This is a genomic window from Pseudomonas sp. MDT1-85 (assembly GCF_054898065.1).
The window spans coordinates 5,669,543-5,688,550 of record NZ_CM142715.1; the positions used below are offsets into that span (position 1 = coordinate 5,669,543).

General features: G+C 58.7%; 19 protein-coding genes. 14 read left to right on the forward strand and 5 right to left on the reverse strand.

Annotated elements, in window-relative coordinates; translation table 11 throughout:
• The first annotated feature begins 5 nt into the window (after positions 1 to 5).
• Genes ACYZT2_RS25515 through ACYZT2_RS25530 form a run of 4 tightly spaced genes read left to right on the forward strand, consistent with a single transcriptional unit; the run spans position 6 to position 3,983 of the window.
• A complete protein-coding gene (locus ACYZT2_RS25515; RefSeq protein ID WP_461968388.1) occupies positions 6 to 932 on the forward strand; it encodes a DUF72 domain-containing protein in 927 nt (308 codons plus the stop codon).
• A complete protein-coding gene (locus ACYZT2_RS25520) occupies positions 929 to 1,726 on the forward strand; it encodes an endonuclease/exonuclease/phosphatase family protein (protein WP_461968390.1) in 798 nt (265 codons plus the stop codon). Before ACYZT2_RS25515 ends, ACYZT2_RS25520 begins: the two co-directional genes overlap by 4 nt.
• Entirely contained in the window at positions 1,723 to 3,000 is a 1,278-nt protein-coding gene (gene clsB, locus ACYZT2_RS25525) for a cardiolipin synthase ClsB (protein WP_461968392.1), read from the forward strand. Before ACYZT2_RS25520 ends, clsB begins: the two co-directional genes overlap by 4 nt.
• Positions 2,997 to 3,983: a lysylphosphatidylglycerol synthase domain-containing protein gene (locus tag ACYZT2_RS25530; protein ID WP_461968394.1), complete on the forward strand. Its 987-nt coding sequence runs from the start codon at positions 2,997 to 2,999 to the stop codon at positions 3,981 to 3,983. The genes clsB and ACYZT2_RS25530 overlap by 4 nt, the downstream gene beginning before the upstream one ends.
• A gap of 123 nt (positions 3,984 to 4,106) precedes the next feature.
• Here the strand turns inward: ACYZT2_RS25530 and ACYZT2_RS25535 are convergent, their stop codons facing one another.
• The 3 genes from ACYZT2_RS25535 to ACYZT2_RS25545 form a co-directional block, all read right to left on the reverse strand.
• On the reverse strand, positions 4,107 to 4,865 hold the full coding sequence (locus ACYZT2_RS25535) for an alpha/beta hydrolase family protein (RefSeq protein ID WP_461968396.1): 759 nt from the start codon (positions 4,863 to 4,865) through the stop codon (positions 4,107 to 4,109).
• Positions 4,855 to 5,964, reverse strand: a complete 1,110-nt coding sequence (locus tag ACYZT2_RS25540) for a DUF3182 family protein (RefSeq protein ID WP_461968398.1) — start codon at positions 5,962 to 5,964, stop codon at positions 4,855 to 4,857. Before ACYZT2_RS25540 ends, ACYZT2_RS25535 begins: the two co-directional genes overlap by 11 nt.
• 307 nt (positions 5,965 to 6,271) lie before the next feature.
• Positions 6,272 to 7,267 (reverse strand): GlxA family transcriptional regulator, encoded by a 996-nt coding sequence (locus ACYZT2_RS25545; RefSeq protein WP_461968400.1) that lies wholly within the window; start codon positions 7,265 to 7,267, stop codon positions 6,272 to 6,274.
• Positions 7,268 to 7,369: 102 nt separating this feature from the next.
• Between ACYZT2_RS25545 and ACYZT2_RS25550 the strand changes: the two genes are divergently transcribed.
• The 10 genes from ACYZT2_RS25550 to ACYZT2_RS25595 all read left to right on the forward strand — a co-directional run bounded on the left by ACYZT2_RS25550 (position 7,370) and on the right by ACYZT2_RS25595 (position 16,740).
• Positions 7,370 to 7,918, forward strand: coding sequence for a cysteine hydrolase family protein (locus ACYZT2_RS25550; protein WP_461968402.1), 549 nt, complete (start codon positions 7,370 to 7,372; stop codon positions 7,916 to 7,918).
• A gap of 365 nt (positions 7,919 to 8,283) precedes the next feature.
• Positions 8,284 to 8,865 carry a YjfI family protein gene (locus ACYZT2_RS25555; protein WP_095054565.1) on the forward strand — a complete coding sequence of 194 codons (582 nt, stop codon included), beginning with the start codon at positions 8,284 to 8,286 and terminating at the stop codon, positions 8,863 to 8,865.
• Positions 8,866 to 8,889: 24 nt separating this feature from the next.
• The gene (locus tag ACYZT2_RS25560; RefSeq protein WP_052967054.1) at positions 8,890 to 9,588 is read left to right on the forward strand and encodes a PspA/IM30 family protein; all 699 of its coding nucleotides are present in this window, start codon (positions 8,890 to 8,892) and stop codon (positions 9,586 to 9,588) included.
• A 157-nt stretch (positions 9,589 to 9,745) separates the two neighbouring features.
• Positions 9,746 to 10,309, forward strand: coding sequence for a rhomboid family intramembrane serine protease (locus ACYZT2_RS25565; protein WP_461968405.1), 564 nt, complete (start codon positions 9,746 to 9,748; stop codon positions 10,307 to 10,309).
• 69 nt (positions 10,310 to 10,378) lie between these two features.
• Positions 10,379 to 11,413 carry an ion channel gene (locus ACYZT2_RS25570; protein WP_461968407.1) on the forward strand — a complete coding sequence of 345 codons (1,035 nt, stop codon included), beginning with the start codon at positions 10,379 to 10,381 and terminating at the stop codon, positions 11,411 to 11,413.
• Positions 11,400 to 12,074, forward strand: a complete 675-nt coding sequence (locus ACYZT2_RS25575) for a DUF2491 family protein (protein ID WP_461968409.1) — start codon at positions 11,400 to 11,402, stop codon at positions 12,072 to 12,074. The genes ACYZT2_RS25570 and ACYZT2_RS25575 overlap by 14 nt, the downstream gene beginning before the upstream one ends.
• A 14-nt stretch (positions 12,075 to 12,088) precedes the next feature.
• Positions 12,089 to 12,517: a DUF350 domain-containing protein gene (locus ACYZT2_RS25580; protein ID WP_461968411.1), complete on the forward strand. Its 429-nt coding sequence runs from the start codon at positions 12,089 to 12,091 to the stop codon at positions 12,515 to 12,517.
• An 18-nt stretch (positions 12,518 to 12,535) separates the two neighbouring features.
• Positions 12,536 to 13,258 carry a DUF1190 domain-containing protein gene (locus ACYZT2_RS25585; protein ID WP_461968413.1) on the forward strand — a complete coding sequence of 241 codons (723 nt, stop codon included), beginning with the start codon at positions 12,536 to 12,538 and terminating at the stop codon, positions 13,256 to 13,258.
• A gap of 12 nt (positions 13,259 to 13,270) precedes the next feature.
• Complete coding sequence (locus ACYZT2_RS25590) at positions 13,271 to 14,428, forward strand: glutathionylspermidine synthase family protein (RefSeq protein ID WP_461968415.1); 1,158 nt, start codon at positions 13,271 to 13,273, stop codon at positions 14,426 to 14,428.
• A gap of 107 nt (positions 14,429 to 14,535) precedes the next feature.
• Complete coding sequence (locus tag ACYZT2_RS25595; RefSeq protein WP_461968417.1) at positions 14,536 to 16,740, forward strand: OsmC domain/YcaO domain-containing protein; 2,205 nt, start codon at positions 14,536 to 14,538, stop codon at positions 16,738 to 16,740.
• 189 nt (positions 16,741 to 16,929) lie between these two features.
• On the opposite strand, the gene ACYZT2_RS25600 is transcribed toward ACYZT2_RS25595, so the two are convergent.
• Both ACYZT2_RS25600 and ACYZT2_RS25605 read right to left on the reverse strand, forming a co-directional pair.
• On the reverse strand, positions 16,930 to 17,460 hold the full coding sequence (locus tag ACYZT2_RS25600) for a single-stranded DNA-binding protein (RefSeq protein ID WP_461968419.1): 531 nt from the start codon (positions 17,458 to 17,460) through the stop codon (positions 16,930 to 16,932).
• Between the two features lie 9 nt (positions 17,461 to 17,469).
• Positions 17,470 to 18,867 (reverse strand): MFS transporter, encoded by a 1,398-nt coding sequence (locus ACYZT2_RS25605; RefSeq protein WP_461968421.1) that lies wholly within the window; start codon positions 18,865 to 18,867, stop codon positions 17,470 to 17,472.
• Between the last annotated feature and the right edge of the window lie 141 nt (positions 18,868 to 19,008).

Consider the following 19,008-nt stretch of genomic DNA (forward strand, 5'->3'; position numbering starts at 1 on the left):
GCGACATGGCGGCGATTCATATTGGTATTTCAGGCTGGCGCTACACGCCTTGGCGGGGAGAGTTCTACCCGAAGGGGCTGACCCAGAAGCGCGAACTGCAATTCGCTTCACGGGCAGTGAACAGCATCGAAATCAATGGATCGTTTTACGCCCTGCAACGGCCCGAACGTTATGCCCAGTGGTACGACGAAACCCCGGCGGGCTTTGTATTCAGCGTCAAGGCGCCGCGTTTTATCACCCACATCAAGCGCTTGCGGGACATTCATAAACCGTTGGCGAATTTCTTTGCCTCCGGGGTGCTGGAACTCAAGGAGAAACTCGGCCCGATCCTCTGGCAGTTTCCACCCAACTTTAAATTCGACCCGGAACTGTTCGAAAGCTTTCTCGAACAATTACCCCACGACACGGAACAAGCCGCCGCCCTCGCCCGCCAGCATGAGCCGCGCTTGAACGGTCACGCCAGCATGAAGGCTTACGGCAAAAAACCGCTGCGCCATGCCGTGGAAATTCGCCACGAAAGCTTTGTCGATCCCGCCTTCGTCCGGCTGCTCAAACGCTACAACACCGCGCTGGTCATCGCCGACACCGCCGGCAAATGGCCGTACCGCGAAGACCTCACCAGTGATTTCGTCTATTTGCGCCTGCACGGTGCCGAAGAACTCTACGCCAGCGGTTACACCCCGCAAGCGCTGAAACGCTGGGGCGACCGGATCGAAGCCTGGTATCACGGACAGCAACCAGCAGATCCGCAATTGATCGCACCTCGGCAAAAACCCAAGACACGCAGATCCCGGGAAGTGTTCTGCTATTTCGATAACGACATCAAAGTCCGGGCGCCCTTCGATGCCCGTCGCCTGCTTGAGCGTTTCCACCTCGACAAGGACCTTGCCACCGCCCCCGGTGAGCCAGTTGCAGAAGGAGTGCTGCCATGAGCGTTCCCGAACCGGTCGGCACCACGGATGAACAACAACCCATTATCAGCGCCGTGAGTCGTTTCACCGTACTGACGGTCAACACCCACAAGGGTTTCACCGCGCTGAACCGGCGCTTCATCCTGCCCGAGTTGCGTGAGGCGGTGCGCAGTGTGTCCGCCGACGTGGTGTTTTTGCAGGAAGTGCATGGCACCCACGAACATCATCCACAGCGCTACCTCAATTGGCCGGCAATGCCCCAGTACGAATTCCTTGCCGATACCTTGTGGCCGCAATTTGCCTATGGGCGCAATGCGGTCTACCCGGCGGGCGATCACGGCAATGCGTTGCTGTCGAAATTCCAGATCATTCGTCACGATAACCTCGACGTTTCCATCAGTGGCCATGAGAACCGTGGAATCCTGCATTGCGTGCTACGGATGCCCGGCGATGGCCGCGAAGTGCATGCCATTTGCGTCCATCTGGGACTTCGCGAAAGTCACCGCACGGCACAACTCAAGCTGCTGACCCAACGTATGGAAGCGTTGCCGGAGGATGCCCCGGTGGTGGTCGCTGGTGACTTCAACGACTGGCGCCTGCGCGCCGATGCGCTGCTCAAGCCTTGGGGTTTGCGAGAGGTGTTCGCCGAGCTGCATGGCAAACCGGCGCGTAGTTTCCCGGCGCGTTTGCCGGCGTTGCGTCTGGACCGCATCTATGTGCGCAACCTCAAGGCCAGCCATCCGCAAGTACTGGCGGCACGGCCCTGGTCACACCTTTCCGACCATGCACCGCTATCGGTGGAGATTGAGCTATGACCGGCCCTTTGATGGAAAAAACCACGATCGAACACGTTTCCGCCACCCGTGAACCGGCGGTGACTGACGTCGTATATGGCTGGCACGGTAACAACCGGGTCCAATTGCTGGAGAACGGCGAAGAATACTTTCCACGGGTGTTTGAAGCGCTGCGCCAGGCCCAGAGTGAAATCCTGCTGGAAACCTTCATTGTGTTCGAGGACAAGGTCGGCAATGAGCTGCAAAAAATCCTGATTGAAGCGGCTCAACGCGGTGTGCGCATCACCGTCAGCCTCGACGGTTTTGGTTGTGGCGAATTGAGTACGGAGTTCCTCGCGGCCCTGAGCAATGCAGGTGTGCGCCTGCAAATATTCGACCCCGCCCCACGTCACTTCGGCATCCGCACCAACTGGTTCCGCCGCTTGCACCGCAAGATTGTGGTGGTCGACGGCACGATTGCGTTCCTCGGCGGAATCAACTTTTCCGCCGACCATTTGGCCGACTTCGGCCCTGAAGCCAAACAGGATTATTCGGTTGAAGTGCAAGGCCCGGCGGTGGCCGATATTCATCATTTCGCCTTGCTGCAAAGCGGTCGCCCGGCCCGGGCCAAATACTGGTGGCAACGCCGCAGACAGCGGCGCGCGGAACTGGCGGTCAGCGATCATGATGGTCAGGTACGGCTGGTGTATCGCGACAATGGCGAACACCACGGCGATATCGAAGAGGTGTACTTGCGGGTACTGCGCGGCGCTCGACATCGCGTGATCATCGCCAACGCTTACTTTTTTCCAGGCTATCGCCTGCTGCGGGAGATCCGCAATGCAGCGCGTCGAGGGGTCGAGGTGCGCCTGATTCTTCAGGGGCAGCCGGATTTGCGCGTGGCCCGGCTCGCCGCACGCATGACCTACGATTATCTGCTGCGGGCCGGGGTAGCGATCTACGAATATTGCGACCGCCCCCTGCATGGCAAAGTCGCCCTGGTCGACGAGGACTGGAGCACCGTCGGCTCAAGTAACCTCGACCCGCTGAGCCTGTCCCTGAACCTGGAGGCTAATGTGTTGATCCGCGACCGCGCCTTCAACCGCGACCTGTTCGAGCGTCTCGACGAGTTGAGCAGCAACCACTGCAAGGTCATGTCGGCGGACAAGGCGCCGCGCGGGTGGATCTGGCACATGACCATCGGGTTTCTGGTGTTTCACTTCCTGCGGCATTTCCCGGCGTGGGCCGGCTGGCTGCCGGCGCATAAACCTCGCCTGAAACCCTTCATCCATCCAACCGGGAGCGATAAGGCATGAGGCATTCTGATGCGCAGCCTGCGCCTCACTCCGACACGCCGCGAAAATCCCACTGGCACCGCTGGAAAAAGCCGCTGACGATGCTGTTTTTTCTGGCGTTGATCGTGCTGTTCACGATGCTCGCCCAACGCATCGAATGGGGCGAAGTGTTCGATACCCTGGCCGACTTCAAAGTGCGCACACTGATCATCGCGTCCGGGCTGACGTTGCTGAGTTTTCTGGTGTACGCCTGTTTCGACCTGATCGGTCGCACCTACATCCGACAGGACCTAACCTGGCGGCAGATCCTGCCGGTGGGCATCATCAGCTATGCCTTCAACCTTAACCTGAGCGCCTGGGTCGGCGGGGTCGCTATGCGTTACCGGCTGTATTCACGGCTCGGCGTGAGCAAAAGCAACATCGCGAAAATCCTCGGGCTGAGCCTGGCGACCAACTGGTTCGGCTACATGGTGATTGCCGGCACCGTGTTCAGCAGCGGACTGGTGCGAATGCCGCCGGGCTGGAAACTGAGTAGCGGCGCCCTGCAAGGCGTGGGCGTGTTATTGCTGCTGTTGAGCGCGGCGTATCTGGCGGCCTGTCGATTTTCCAGACAGCGGGAATGGTCGATTCGCGGCGTGGAAATCAATCTGCCGTCGCTGCACATGGCGGTCTTGCAACTGGCCCTCGGGGCGCTGAACTGGTCGCTGATGGCGGCGGTGATCTTCACCCTGCTGCCGAGCAAACTGGACTATCCGTTGGTGCTGGGCGTGTTGCTGATCAGCGCCATTGCCGGGGTTATCACCCACATTCCGGCCGGGCTCGGCGTGCTGGAGGCGGTGTTCGTGGCGTTGCTGCAACACGAGGCCTCACGAGGAAGCCTGGTGGCGGGGTTGCTCGCTTATCGAGCGATCTATTTCCTCCTGCCGCTGCTGATTACCGTGGTGATGTATTTGGTGGTGGAGGCCAAGGCGAAGTCGTTGCGGATCTCGAAAAAACCTTCTTGAGAATGATGGCGAAGCGGCTGCCGCCATCGCGAGCAGGCTCGCTCCCACATTGGATTTGTGTGCGCCGCCGATCCCTTGTGGGAGCGAGCCTGCTCGCGATTGATCGCAAGAACACTGCCAATCTCATGTCGACTGAATAATGCTCAACCGCTCGCCCACCACCATTTCCGTGATCCAGCTCACCAGGATCGTGGTGTACGCCTGTTGCGAGACGGGCTCGCTCAAGGCGTGATCGGCACCGTCGATAATCCGGTGAGTCAGCGAGTGGGTCTGCTGACACGCCGCGCGGTAACTCATGATGGTCGCGCGGGGCACATAGGCGTCGGTCTCGGACTCCACCAGCAACACATCCCCGGTAAATTGCGAACAGGCATGCAGCGCGCGATTGCTGTCGGCGCTGACCCGCGTGCTGCGGTAATCGCGCAAATCGAGCTTGTCCAGCTCACGCTTGGGTGTGTGCCAAAAGTCGTCGCGATACAACGCCGGCACCCGCAGCGCCAGCCAGCGCACCGGGCGCAACGACGTCAGGATCGCCGCCAGGTAACCGCCATAACTGGTGCCGACCACGGCGATCGCCGATGTGTCGAGCGCCGGATGGGCGAGCAAGCGGTCGTAGGCCGCCAACAGGTCACGCAGGTTGTCTTCGCGGGTTACCCGGGACAACGGAATACCGGTCCCGCCGGTGTGGCCGCGCAAGTCGAACGTCAGGCACACGCAACCCAATGCGGCGATGCCTTTGGCGCGCTCCAGGTCGCGCTCCTGACTACCGCCCCAGCCATGAACGAAAAGCACACCCGGGACTTTCGATTTGGGGCTGAGGAAGGTTCCGCTCATCTGTTCATCGTCGATGTCGATTTGAATGGTTTCGCTTCTAGCCGTCATAGGATTTGACCGTTACGTACTTGAGAAGAAAGTCACTGTGTTCCGCCGGCCCGCGGTAGACCTCGATGGCGTTGGCCGGCAGCGGCCGGTCGGTATAGGTTTCGACCGACGACACGCGAATCGCGCGCAAGCCGGGGTTGTTGACGAAGCTCTGCAGCGCCGCGACTTCAGCACTGCTGGCACCGCCCAGGCGCCAGGACTGTTCGAGCACGCCGCTGCGTTGTTTGCCATCGCAATCCAGCCCCTGGGCGATGTCGTAGTTGCGCCGCGAGGCGTAGAAACCGGGGTAGGCTTCATCGGCCGCGGCGTCGAACACCTGCGCTTGCTGGATCGCCAGCCTCGTATCTTCCGGTAGTTCCAGCGCCAGCAGGTCCTCGTAATAACCCTGCACCACCAACAGGTTGGACCCTCCATAAACCTGCTCGCCCTGACCGTCTTCGGTCAAGTATTGATCACCGCAATAACTCAGCACTTTGTCGCCGATGAAGCTTTGGCCGACGCTATGGGTGACCACCTCGGTCAAGTCTTGTTCCAGCACCACACCTTCGGTGAACAATGTATTGGCATCGGCGCGAGCGAGGATGGCGTCGAACTGGTCGAGGCTTTGGATCACTTCCTGACCGCGTCCGGCGCAGGCATGAATAGGCTTCATGCGGATCGGACCGCTGTAGAGCAGATGCTCCGCTGCCGGGCGAGCATCCTCCAGGGAGAACACGCTGAGGCCATCGAGCACGACGCTGCGTACCCGTTCGGAAAACAACGACGACCAGCCTCCGGGCGCGAACGCATAGCGATTCAACAATCCATGGCTGATGGCTTTGGTGCAGATGAAATCGTGGTCGACGTAACCGCCCCACAAATCCTCCGGCCCTTTGACACCCAGCTGCCGGGCGGCAGCAACGCCCACCAGCGTTTGGGTCGGCAACAGATAAATATCCCGGCCGCTATGCAGCTGCGGGTCGTAACTGCCGCCGTACTCGAGCCCGACGACCTGCGCCAGCCAACGGGCCAACGCGCGATTGGTTTCGACTTCGTGCAGCGAGGCACTGGGTCGCACTGAGTGGGCGAGTACCAGTTTGTTGCGATGTGTTGGGGTCATGCGTTCCCCTTCAATCTGCGTTGATAAATGTAGCTGAAGAAGGTGCAGAGATCAGGCCAATGGCGGCTGGAAAGAAACGGTTTTTAAATCAGCCGATTGCGAAATGGGTGGTAGCACAAAGCCTGTTTTATTCTGCACGACACCTTTCAATGCTCCCGGCATTTTGCACGACTCAAACCTGCCGCCTAACCCATGTGGGAGCGAGCCTGCTCGCGATGGCGGCCTGACATTCCATATTTGTGTTGAATGACACACCGCTATCGCGAGCAGGCTCGCTCCCACATTTTCAGATCTGTGGTGATGCCTGCTATCGAGCCGTGGCTGCGGTCGCAGATACACCAAACCGCCCCCGGTAATCACTCGGCGCCAGCCCGGTAATCTTCTTGAACGTTGCCCGAAACGCACTCGGGTCCTGGTAACCCACGGTCCAGGCAATGTGATCAATGGTGCCGTTGGTGAATTCGAGCATTTCTCGCGCCTTGCCGACTCGCAGGTGCTGGCAATACTCGGTGGGTTTCAACCCGGTCGCCGCACGAAAACGCCGCAGGAAGGTGCGCTCTTCCAGCCCTGCCCGCTCGGCCATTGCGGCCAACGAGACATCGGTCGCGCCGGTGCTTTGCAGCCAATGCTGGAGCTTGAGAATCGACGCATCGCCATGGCTGAGAATCGGTGAAAAATTACTGCCGCACTCGCTCGCGCTGTCGCTGTGTTCCACCACCAGAAACTGTGCCGTGCCGGTGGCGATGCTCGGCCCGAGCAAACGGTTCACCAGCCGCAATCCCAGCTCTGACCAGGCCATCAACCCGGCGGTGGTAATCAGGTCACCATCGTCGACAATGGGCGTATCGGCCTTGAGCTTGATCGCCGGGTAACGCTCGGCGAAAGCCTTGGCCGAGGTCCAGTGGGTAGTCGCGCTACGGCCGTCGAGCAGTCCACTTTCGGCCAACAGAATAGAACCCACGCAGACTCCGCCGAGGGTCGCACCGTTGGCATGTTGCTGACGAAGCCAGCGAATAAGCCCTTGGGGCGCCTGCCCCTCGGAAAAACCTCCGATCGAGGGCGGGATCAACACGGCAACCAATGCGCCGGCCGCACCGGGATCAGTGTCATAGACCCGCTCGGGCACCTGATCGCCCTCGACCTGCCAATGACTGACCCGCAGCAACGGTAGCTGTGCCGCCTGATGCTCGGCGGCGATCCCGTTAGCCACGTCGAACAGGTCCGTCAGCCCATGCACCGCCGCCATCTGCGCACCGGGATAGATCAGCACTCCCAGTTCGGCGACTGCCCTTTCTACACCCATTGTCAGTTTTCCCCCTGCTATTGTCGGTGCGGCCAATCCTCGAACGAACGGCCAGCACCAATACTTGATTCCACACCCTACACACACTTCGAGGAAATAGTCATGGCCAAGCAAGCACTCATCGTAGTCGATATCCAGAACGATTACTTCGCCCAGGGCAAGTGGCCGCTGGTGGGCGTCGACGCCGCAGCGGACAACGCCGCACGGTTGATCCAGGCGTTTCGCAAGGCCGGTGATCCGGTGGTGCATATCCGCCACGAATTCACCTCCGACGCCGCACCGTTCTTCACACCAGGTTCCGACGGCGCGAAGCTGCACCCCAAAGTCCTCAACCGCGCCGACGAGCCGGTGGTGCTCAAACATTTCGTCAACGCGTTCCGCGAGACCGAACTGGAAGCCATCCTCGACCAGCAAGGCATCGAGCACTTGGTGATCGTCGGGAGCATGAGCCACATGTGTGTCGACGGCATTACTCGTGCTGCAGCCGACCTGGGCTACACCGCCACGGTGATTCACGACGCCTGCGCGACGCGTGACCTGGAATTCAACGGCGTCACCGTCCCGGCCACCCACGTTCACGCCGCCTTCATGTCGGCCCTGGGTTTTGCTTATGCCAGCGTGGTGTCCACTGACGACTTTCTGGCTGGTTAAGATGAGGAACCTGTGGGAGCGAGCCTGCTCGCGAAGGCGGCGGCACAGTCAATATTGATGTTGCCTGAAACACCGCTTTCGCGAGCAGGCTCGCTCCCACATGGATTGCACTCACTGATTGGCTTTGCGCGACGGACCTTCTTTTGTCATACGCCTGTGCAACAGTCAAAAAATCTCACGCGTGAGCTATTGAGGGCTGCGAAAATTGCCTGTAGTGTTTCTCACGCGTGAGATTTTTCACAACGGGGGTCAGCATCATGAAAAGCAGCTCTCCATCAGATCCGCCTGGCGAATCTGCTACCGATTCAGCGAGCCAAAAGGGAGAGCGCTCGAAACCGTCCGCGAAAAAACCATCCAGCTTCTACATGAAGCAGATGCGTGCGGGCCTGGGTGCCGCCGGGTATGTGAAACACGAGACTTGGGTGCTTCCCGAAAACCGAAGCCTGCTCAAGCAGATGGAGAAACAGCTACGCCAACCGATTCTGGCTGGCTCATTCATGTCGGAGAATTACATGAGCGCAGGTAATAACTGGAACATCGATCGCCTCTACAGTGCCCTTCAGGCCCTCGACGAAGTGGTTTCGAACGACATCACCCTCTCCCTCGTTCAAGGTTCCGAGTCCAGCATCAAGCTGGAGATGAACGAGTTCGGTGGTTTGCCGATTTACATCGCTGTGGTTGGCGATCAGGTCATCGTGGATACCGTTCTGGTCGACGTCGAGTCCATCAACGACGTACCGGCATTCAATGATGCCGTTCTGCGCAGCCGGGAAATGTTCCCGCTGTCCTCGATCGGCATCGAGTCCATGCCCAACGGGCAGATCGTTTACAACATGTTCGGCGCGCTGAGCTCCGACTCCAGCCTGACCAACGTCGTGACCGAGGTCAAAACCCTCGTCGACAACGTCCAGCGCGCCAGCGAAGCCTTTGAACGTTTCTTCATCTAATTATTCGGGAACAGGAAAAATCCAATGACTCAGTCCATCTGGAGCAAATTGTTCACCGCGTTGCGTGGCGGTGCCAACGAAGTCGGCGAATCGATCGTCGACCAACAGGCCCTGCGCATCCTCGACCAGGAAATTCGCGATGCTGACAGCGCGCTGGCCAATGCCAAGCGTGAGCTGGTCACCATCATGGCCAAGCACAAACTGTCGGCTGATCGCGTCAGCGAGTACAACGCCAAGATCAAGGACCTGGAATCCAAGGCCCTGGCTGCGATCCAGGCCAATCGCGAAGATTTGGCACTGGAAGTGGCCGAAGCCATTTCGACTCTGACCAATGAACTGGATGTCGAGCAAAAGCAGGCCACCGAATTCGGCGGTTACGCGGACAACATGCGCAAAGACATCACCAAGGCCGAAAGCCGCATCAAAAGCCTGCGTCAGCAAGTGGACATGGCCAAGGCGCGTGAAAGCGTTCAGAAAGCCCAGGTCAGTGCTTCGATCGCCAGTGGCGGCGCCAACGGCAAGCTGGAAACCGCGGTCGGTACTCTGAACCGCCTGCAAGCCAAGCAACAGCAACGCGCCGCTGAACTGGAAGCTCAGGACCAACTGGCCGATGCGTCGACCGGCACCGACCTGGAGCGCAAGCTGCGTGAAGCCGGCATCACGCCGAACGAAGGCAGCGCCAATGCGATCCTGGAACGCTTGAAGAAAAAATCGGCTGAGTAATCGACTCAAGCCGGATGCATAACCTGTGGGAGCGAGCCTGCTCGCGAAGAGGGAGTGTCAGTCAACATCAATGTTGCCTGACACAACGCTTCGCGAGCAGGCTCGCTCCCACAATGGGTTGCGTTTCAATTGTCGTCGAGTTGAGTCGAGGTCACGGATGGATGCCCTGAAGGGTTTCAAGACAATCGCAGGCGTGGCCCTCTTCATGGTCGCGCTGCAACTGCTCAATGTGGTGACCGGCTACAGCCTTATTGCCTTTGGCCTGGCGCCGAGAACACTGCACGGACTGGTCGGCATCATCACCTCGCCTTTCTTGCACGGGTCCTTTGCGCACCTGAGCACCAACCTGATTGCCTTTTTGATCCTCGGTACCCTGGTCATTGTCGAAGGGCTCGGCCGGTTCATGGCCGTCAGCGCTATCATTATTTTGCTAGGCGGTACGCTGATCTGGCTGTTCGGTTTTGCAGGCGTACACATCGGTGCCAGCGGATGGGTATTCGGGCTGTGGGCGTACCTCCTGTCGCGCGCCTGGTTCCAGAGGAGCTGGAGCAACCTGATAACGGCCAGTGTCGTGGTCCTGCTCTATGGCGGCTTGATCTTTGGCTTCCTTCCTCGCCAGGGCATGTCCTTCGAAGGGCATATTTTTGGTGCGATCGCCGGATTTATTGCAGCCAAGGTACTGTTATCTACGCCGCGCAGCAGGTTTAATGCCGCCCGGTAACCGCACTTGAGCATTCAGACGCCAGAGCGATTACGTCGCCAGGAATGAGCCCACGGAGTCAGGGATGTAATGTCGATTTTCCTTTTATTGCGCACGTACGCCTCGACCTTCTTCCATCGTTTCGGCTGGGCAGGCCTGGCCATTGCGTTGGGCATCCACTTGAGCACGGCCTGGATCGGCCTGGTGCTTTTGGGCGAACAACACCTCACCGCCCCCGCCACGTTTACCTACTTCTATCTCACCACCACGCTCACCGTCGGCTATGGCGATCTCGCGCCACAGACAGCCGCGGGGCGAATTTTCGTGGCGACCTGGGTCATGCTCGGGGGCATTGCGCTGCTGACGGCAGCCATCGGCAAAACCACCAGCAGTGTCATCGATGTATGGAGAAAAGGCATGAAGGGCAAAGGCGATTTCACCGGCAAGGTCGGCCATACGGTTCTCATCGGCTGGGAAGGCGCGTCCAGCGAGCGGGTGGTTGAATTATTGCTACAGGACGAAACGTCCAATGACAACCTGATCGTCATTTGCGATTGCGACCTCGAAGAAAACCCATTGCCGGGTAAAGCGGACTTTATCAAAGGCGAAAGCCTGTCCTCTGCCGCATTGTTGGTGCGCGCCGGTGTTCCCGGTGCCGAACGCGTATTGGTGCGAACCCATTCAGACGATCTGACCCTGGCCACCGTGCTGGCGATCAATCAACTGAGCCCTGTCGGGCATGTGGTCGCCCACTTCAATGAAAGTGAAATCGCCGCGCTCGCCAGCGCCTACGCGCCCAGCCTGGAATGCACCTCGAGCATGGCCATCGAGATGTTGGTGCGCGCCTCTCAGGATCCGGGCTCATCAGTGGTCATCAATGAATTGCTGTGCGTGGGTCAAGGCGCCACCCAATACCTGATGAGACTGCCCGAGACCTTTGAAGCAACGTTCGGCGATCTGTACACCCAGATGAAAGAGCGTCACAACGCGACCCTGATCGGCTACCGCGCCAAAGGCGCCCGACAGCCTTGGATCAACCCGCCCGGCGCCACTCGCGTTGAGGGCGGTGAACTCTTCTACATCGCCTCCACTCGCCTCAAGGAAATCACCAATGGGATGGTTTAAACAATTGATGGGGCTTGAGGCCCCGAAAGCGAACACGGAATCGAAATGGACAGCCAACGAAACCCCGCCCGCCATCGGTCCGCTGGGCCTGACATTGGGTAAAGAGGTGATGTTCGACACCACCCTGAAGTTGTTGCTCGACGGCAACACCAACGTGGTCATCCCTGGCTCCCAACAGATCTGGAGCGCTGGCACTGTTGATCTCGGGCAGTCGACCTGGCTGTCACGCTATTACATGAACGACGAAGACTATTGGCTGCAAGTGCACACCACCGGCGACATCGCCGGCCAGGTCGAGTCGGTGATCCTGTTCAATTACCTCAGCTACATCACCATCAACAGTGAAGCGGAGCTGAGTCGGCTGGCCGGCCCTCAAAGCCTGATCGGGCTGCCGACCTACACCCATAACGGCGTCGAATACACCCGCGAATGGGGCACCGAGAGCAGTCAGACGGACTTGGTAGCACTAAGCGAACACCTGAAAAACCCGGATGAGTCTTACAGCATCGAGCACCGTTCGATGCTGTATGCCCGCGAAACCGGCCTGACCGATCGCCGGGAATTCCTGCTGTTTTCCGTCGAAGAAGACGCCGAAGGCACCATCAGCTTGAGCACTTCGCTGGGCATTTCGTTGTACACCACTGACCTGAACACTTTTTAAAAAGGAAGAAGTCCATGCTTGAAGCGCTCTCCATCTCCCTGAACAAAGCCGCCGTGCTCGGGTTTGTCTTGTACATCCTCGGCGCCACCGTGCTGTTCGCGCTGTTCCAGTTCATCTACACCCGAATCACGCCGCACAAAGAGTTCGAACTGATCCGTTCGGGCAACGTTGCGGCAGCGATCGCGCTGGGTGGCGCCATCATCGGTTTCGCCATTCCGGCCAGCAATGTGATTGCCTACTCGATCAGTATTCTGGACTTCGTCGTCTGGGCAGTGATCGCCGCTTTCGTACAACTGCTGGCGTTTCTGGTAACCAGCCTGGTGCTTAAAGGCGCCTCTGAACGGATTAAAAAAGGCGAAATCGCTGCGGGTATCTATGTCGCGGCAGTGGCCATCAGCGTCGGCATGTTGAACGCCGCGTGCATGACCCCTTCCCAGAACTGATTGCGCCAGGAGATCCCGATGAAACGAAGCAAGTACGTTCAGCTTTCGCTGGCAGCGTCGGTCGCCATGGCGATATCAGGCTGCGGGCAGGCGGAAAAAACCTACCCGGTGCAGAAGAAGTACAACTTCCAGTCCGTTCAGCAGTGCGCCGATGAAAAGCTCCCGGTAGACGTCTGCTCTGACGCCTACATGACCGCCATGACGGAGCACCGCCGCATCGCGCCGGTGTACGACAACCAGGCCGATTGCGATGCCGACTTTGTCCCCGACTGGTGCCAACAGGACTCCGCCGGCAAGTTCATCCCCAAGCTGGGCGGTTTCGAACTGACCGCCGATGGCGAGGTGACGCAATCCCAGGTGGACGCGGCCAAGGCTCAACTGCCAGCGTCGGAAGCGAACAGCGGAGGCTCCGGGTTCTCCGGCACCAGCCTGCTGACCGGCCTGCTGATCGGCAACATGCTGAGCAGCAATCGCAACAGCTACTTCTCCGAGCCGGTCTACCGCTACCGCGATGATCGCGGCAACTACGGTTCCTCAACGCTCAACCAGCGGATTTCCAAAGGCTCAACCTTTACCAAGTCCAATCAGGCGAGGTACGGCAGCAGCTATACCGACTCAATCCGTTCCGGCAGCAAGCCGATATCCGTTGCCTCATCCACGTCTCGTGGCGGCTTCGGCAGCAAAGCCAGCGCCCGCAGCGGTTGGGGCGGTTCGAGCAGCGCTGGCCGATCGAGCAGTTAAGGAACGAACGCCATGAAGAAGATCCTCTGCGCAGAGCGTCATGACTGGAAACAGACGGCCGAAAGTCTTGGCTTTCTGTTCCATACCATCGACGACGAACCCTATTGGGACGAGAGCGCGTATTACCAGTTCACGCTCAAACAGATCGAGAACGATCTCGAAGACCCAACCACCGAGATTCATGAGATGTGCATGGATCTGGTGGCTCGCGTGGTTCAGAGCGAGGAGCTGCTGGAGCGCCTGAGCATTCCGGCGCCATTCTTCGACATGGTTCGCACTTCATGGCTCGAAGGCCACCCGCACCTGTATGGACGCATGGATTTCTCCTACAACGGCAGCCGGCCGGCCAAGTTGCTGGAACTCAACTACGACACGCCGACCAGCCTGTATGAGGCCGCTGCGTTTCAGTGGGGCTGGCTGGAGCAATGCATCGAACGCGGCTTGTTGCCCAAACATGCCGATCAGTTCAACAGCATCGACACCAAGCTGCATCAGGCCTTTGCTCAACTGCAGCTCAAACAGCCCTTCTATTTCGCCTCGATGAAAGATTCGGTCGAAGACAAAGGCACTACCGACTACTTGCGCCTGATCGCGGAAAAGGTCGGCATCGAATCACGGCACATCGACATCGAGGACATCGGCCTCACCCATGAAGGACGTTTCGTCGATTTAGAAGATCGCTGGATTCCTCACCTGTTCAAACTGCATGCCTGGGAGTTCATCTTCCACGAGCCCTTTGGTGCAGCGATTGCTCAGAGCGATACACAGTTTTTCGAACCGGCCTGGAAATCCATCATCTCCAACAAGGGCATCCTGCCGCTGCTGTGGGAGTTCAACAAAGGTCACCCGAACCTGCTCGCGGCGCACCTGGATGCCGACCCAAGCAAAGCAGTGCCCAAAGGCTGGGTGCGTAAGCCGTTCTTCTCCCGGGAAGGTGCCAACATCGAGCTGCAAACCGCTGACGGTCTGATCGTGAAAGAGGACGGGCCCTACACCGACGCACCGTTTATCCTTCAGGAGTTCGCCCCACTGCCGAAGTTTGGTGACAGCTTTACGCTGGTTGGCTCTTGGGTGATCGGCGATCAGGCGGCCGGTATTGGCGTGCGAGAAGACAACAGTTTGATCACCAAGGATTCGAGCCGGTTCTTGCCGCACCTGATACTCGACTGACCCATCCATCGCCGGTGTGGACATAAACAAGATGCCCGCAAGACTTACGGCTGAAATACCGGATAATGGCGGCCAAATCGTCTAGCCCGTTATTCTGGTAATCCCCCATGGAAATCAAGGTCAACTTTCTCGACAACCTTCGGCTTGAAGCCAAGTTCGATGACTTCACGGTGGTGGCCGATCAACCTATCCGCTACAAGGGCGATGGCTCGGCACCGGGTCCGTTCGATTACTTTCTGGCTTCATCGGCTTTGTGTGCGGCTTATTTTGTGAAGTTGTACTGCGACACTCGCAGTATTCCCACCGAGAACATCCGACTGTCGCAGAACAACATTGTTGATCCGGAAAACCGCTACAACCAGATTTTCAAGATCCAGGTCGAGTTGCCGGCAGACATCTCCGACAAGGACCGCCAGGGCATCCTGCGTTCCATCGACCGTTGCACCGTGAAAAAAGTGGTGCAAGCCGGGCCTGAGTTTGTGATCGAAGAGGTGGAAAACCTCGACGCCGATGCCCAGGCGTTGTTGATGCCTGCTTCTAATTCCGGGACGGGCACCTTTATCGCGGGCAAGGATCTGCCGCTGGAGCAAACCATCGCCAATATGTCGGCCATTCTGGCGGACCTGGGCATGAAGATTGAAATCGCCTCGTGGCGCAATATCGTGCCCAATGTGTGGTCGCTGCATATCCGCGATGCGCACTCGCCAATGTGCTTTACCAACGGCAAGGGTACGACCAAGGAAGGCGCCTTGGCGTCGGCGTTGGGCGAGTTTATCGAGCGGCTCAACTGCAACTTCTTCTACAACGACCAGTTCTGGGGCGAAGACATCGCCAACGCAGCGTTTGTGCACTATCCGGACGAACGCTGGTTCAAGCCTGGCCGAAAAGATGAGCTGCCAACTGAAATTCTCGACGAGTACTGCCTGAAGATTTACAACCGCGATGGCGAGTTGCGTGGTTCCCATCTGATCGATACCAACTCGGGCAATGAAGCGCGCGGCATCTGCTCGCTGCCGTACGTGCGCCAGTCGGACGGCGAGGTGGTGTATTTCCCGTCCAACCTGATTGAAAACCTGTTCCTGAGCAACGGCATGAGTGCCGGTAACACGCTGGCCGAAGCCCAGGTGCAGTGCCTGTCGGAGATCTTCGAGCGCGCGGTAAAACGCGAAATCATCGAAGGGGAATTTGCACTGCCGGATGTGCCGGCCAACGTGCTGGCGAAGTACCCCGGGATACTGGCCGGTATTCAGGCGCTGGAAGCGCAAGGGTTCCCCGTGTTGGTGAAGGATGCGTCCCTGGGTGGTGAATTCCCGGTGATGTGCGTCACGTTGATGAACCCGCGTACCGGCGGTGTGTTCGCCTCGTTCGGCGCGCACCCGAGCCTGGAAGTGGCGCTGGAACGCAGCCTGACCGAATTGCTGCAGGGCCGCAGCTTCGAAGGCCTCAACGACTTGCCCCAGCCGACTTTTGAAGGTCATGCAGTGACCGAGCCGAATAACTTCGTCGAGCACTTTATCGACTCCAGCGGCGTGGTGTCGTGGCGATTCTTTAGTGCCAAGTCGGACTACGAATTCGTGGAGTGGGACTTCTCCGGCCAGGGCGAAAACTCGAATGCCGAGGAAGCCGCGACCTTGTTCGGCATTCTCGAAGGCATGGGCAAGGAAGTGTACATGGCGGTCTACGAGCATATCGGCGCCAAGGCGTGTCGCATCTTGGTGCCGAACTATTCGGAAATCTATCCCGTGGACGATCTGATCTGGGATAACACCAACAAAGCGCTGTTTTTCCGCGCGGATATTCTGAACCTGCATCGCCTGGACGAAGACGAACTGCAAGCGCTGGTTGAGCGACTGGTGGAAAGTGAGCTGGACGACTACACCGACATCACCTCCTTGATCGGCATCGAATTTGACGACAATACGGCTTGGGGTCAGCTGACGATCCTGGAGTTGAAGCTGCTGATTTATCTCGCCTTGAAACAGTTTGAAGAGGCGAAAGAGGCGGTGGAAATGTTCCTGCAGTACAACGACAACACGGTTGAGCGTGGCTTGTTCTACCAGGCTGTCAATGTGGTGCTGGAGATGAAGCTGGACGAAGACCTGGAACTGGAAGACTACGAGGCCAATTTCCGCCGGATGTTTGGCAACGAGCGGACGGATGCAGCGATCGGATCGGTGGACGGCAGCGTGCGTTTCCATGGCTTGACGCCGACCAGCATGAAACTGGAGGGGCTCGACAGGCACCTGCGGTTGATCGATAGCTACAAGAAGCTGCACTCGGCACGGGGCAATGTGACCACTTTATCCCGTTGACCGTATTTCTGTAGGAGCCAAGCTTGCTGGCGAAGAACGGTCACGCGGTTAATCAGACCAACCGCGTCATCTTTTTCGCCAGCAAGCTTGGCTCCTACAAAATGAGGAGCAAAAGAAAACCCCCGACCAGTCAAGAGGACCGATCGGGGGTTTTGAGGCTAAACCTTACAAGAAAGTCCAAGCCGTATACTAGAACGGGATATCGTCATCAAAGCTGTCGAAATCCGGAGCCGGCTGAGGAGCAGCCTGCTGCTGTGGAGCCGGACGCGACTGTTGCGGTGCCGATGCCGACTGCTGCGGACGCGGAGCCTGTTGGCGTGGAGCCGGGGCGGACTGCTGGTAGTTATTGCCCCCGCCTTGTTGGTCGCCCTGCTGTGGACGGCCGCCCAACAGTTGCATGGTGCCTTGCATGTCGACCACGATTTCAGTGGTGTAACGCTTGATACCGTCTTTTTCCCACTCGCGGGTCTGCAGCTTGCCTTCGATGTACACCTGCGAACCTTTGCGCAGGTATTCGCCGGCAATTTCGGCAACCTTGCCGAACATCGACACACGGTGCCATTCGGTCTTCTCGACCTTCTGACCGGTTTGCTTGTCGGTCCACTGTTCGCTGGTCGCCAGACTCAGGTTGGTCACGGCGTTACCGTTAGGCAAGTAGCGAACTTCGGGATCCTGGCCGCAAGTGCCGACCAATATGACTTTGTTAACCCCACGGGCCATAACGTTCTCCTAGGCTACGCACGCTGCCCCGGCCGGGTTGTTCACCAGGCGCTCAAGGGTGGTGCGATCCAATAGTTCTGTGTCCAATTTGATGTAAATCGCCGCTTCATCTTCGACGATCACTGCATCTGTTACCCCTACGACGGCCTTCAGGCGCTCGACCAGACCCGCTTCGCGGATCGCCTCGGGCGACAACGGCAAGCGCAGGCTCGTGACGTAAGGTGGTTCGCGCATGGTAACAGCAAAGGCCAGCCAGAGGGCAGCCAGGCCGGCGCATCCGAGGAATACAACCGACAAACCGCCGTGCTGGAACATCCAGCCGCCGAGGATCCCGCCCAGTGCCGAACCGAGGAACTGACTGGTGGAATAAACCCCCATCGCCGTGCCCTTGCCGCCCGCCGGTGAAACCTTGCTGATCAGCGATGGCAACGAGGCTTCCAGCAGATTGAACGCGGTGAAGAACACCACCGTGCCGATTACCAGAGCCCGCAAGCTATCGCCGAACTGCCAGAAGAATAGCTCAGTGAGCATCAGCGTCACGACGGCACCGAGCAAAACTCGTTTCATTTTGCGTCTCTTCTCGCCGTAGATAATGAACGGGATCATGGCGAAGAAGGAAATCAGCAACGCGGTCAGGTACACCCACCAGTGCTGCTCTTTGGGCAGCCCGGCTTTTTCGACCAGAGCCAGGGGCAATGCAACGAAACTCGACATCAACATCGCGTGCAACACAAAAATGCCCAGGTCCAGGCGCAGCAGGTCCGGGTGCTTGAGTGTCGGTATCAGCGCCTGGCGCGCGACGCCGGACTCGCGGTGCTGCAACGGCCCGGTTGCGCGTGGCACCATGAACATCACAATGACGATGCCGACCAGCGCCATACCACCGGTGGCGAAGAACAACCCGGACAGGCCAAAGACACGGGTCAGCAATGGCCCTACAACCATGGCGACAGCGAACGACAGACCAATCGTCATGCCGATCATGGCCATGGCTTTGGTCCGATGCTGTTCCCGGGTCAGGTCTGACAGCAACGCCATGACCGCCGCGGAAATCGCCCCTGCGCCTTGTAGGATGCGTCCGGCGATGACGCCCCAGATCGAATCGGCATTGGCCGCCAGCACGCTCCCCAGGGCGAAGATGATCAGCCCCAGGTAAATCACCGGACGGCGACCGATGCGGTCGGAAACGAAGCCAAAAGGAATCTGAAAGATCGCCTGGGTCAGGCCGTAAGCGCCAATCGCCAACCCGATGAGGGCCGGGGTCGCTCCTGCCAGGTCCATCCCATAGGTCGCCAGAACCGGCAACACCATGAACATGCCAAGCATACGGAAGGCGAACACCAGGGCCAGACCGCTTGCTGCGCGGGTCTCACTACCACTCATGCGTTCGCTGTGGGGATCGTGCATGGAAAAACCTCATGTGAACCGGCGGCGATTCTACCAGTCCCATCGATTGACGGGGTATATCGCGACGCTATGACGCGCACAGATGACGCAGTCTTCATGCAAGGCTGCACGTCCCGCATTTGATAGTGTGCATCCATCCAG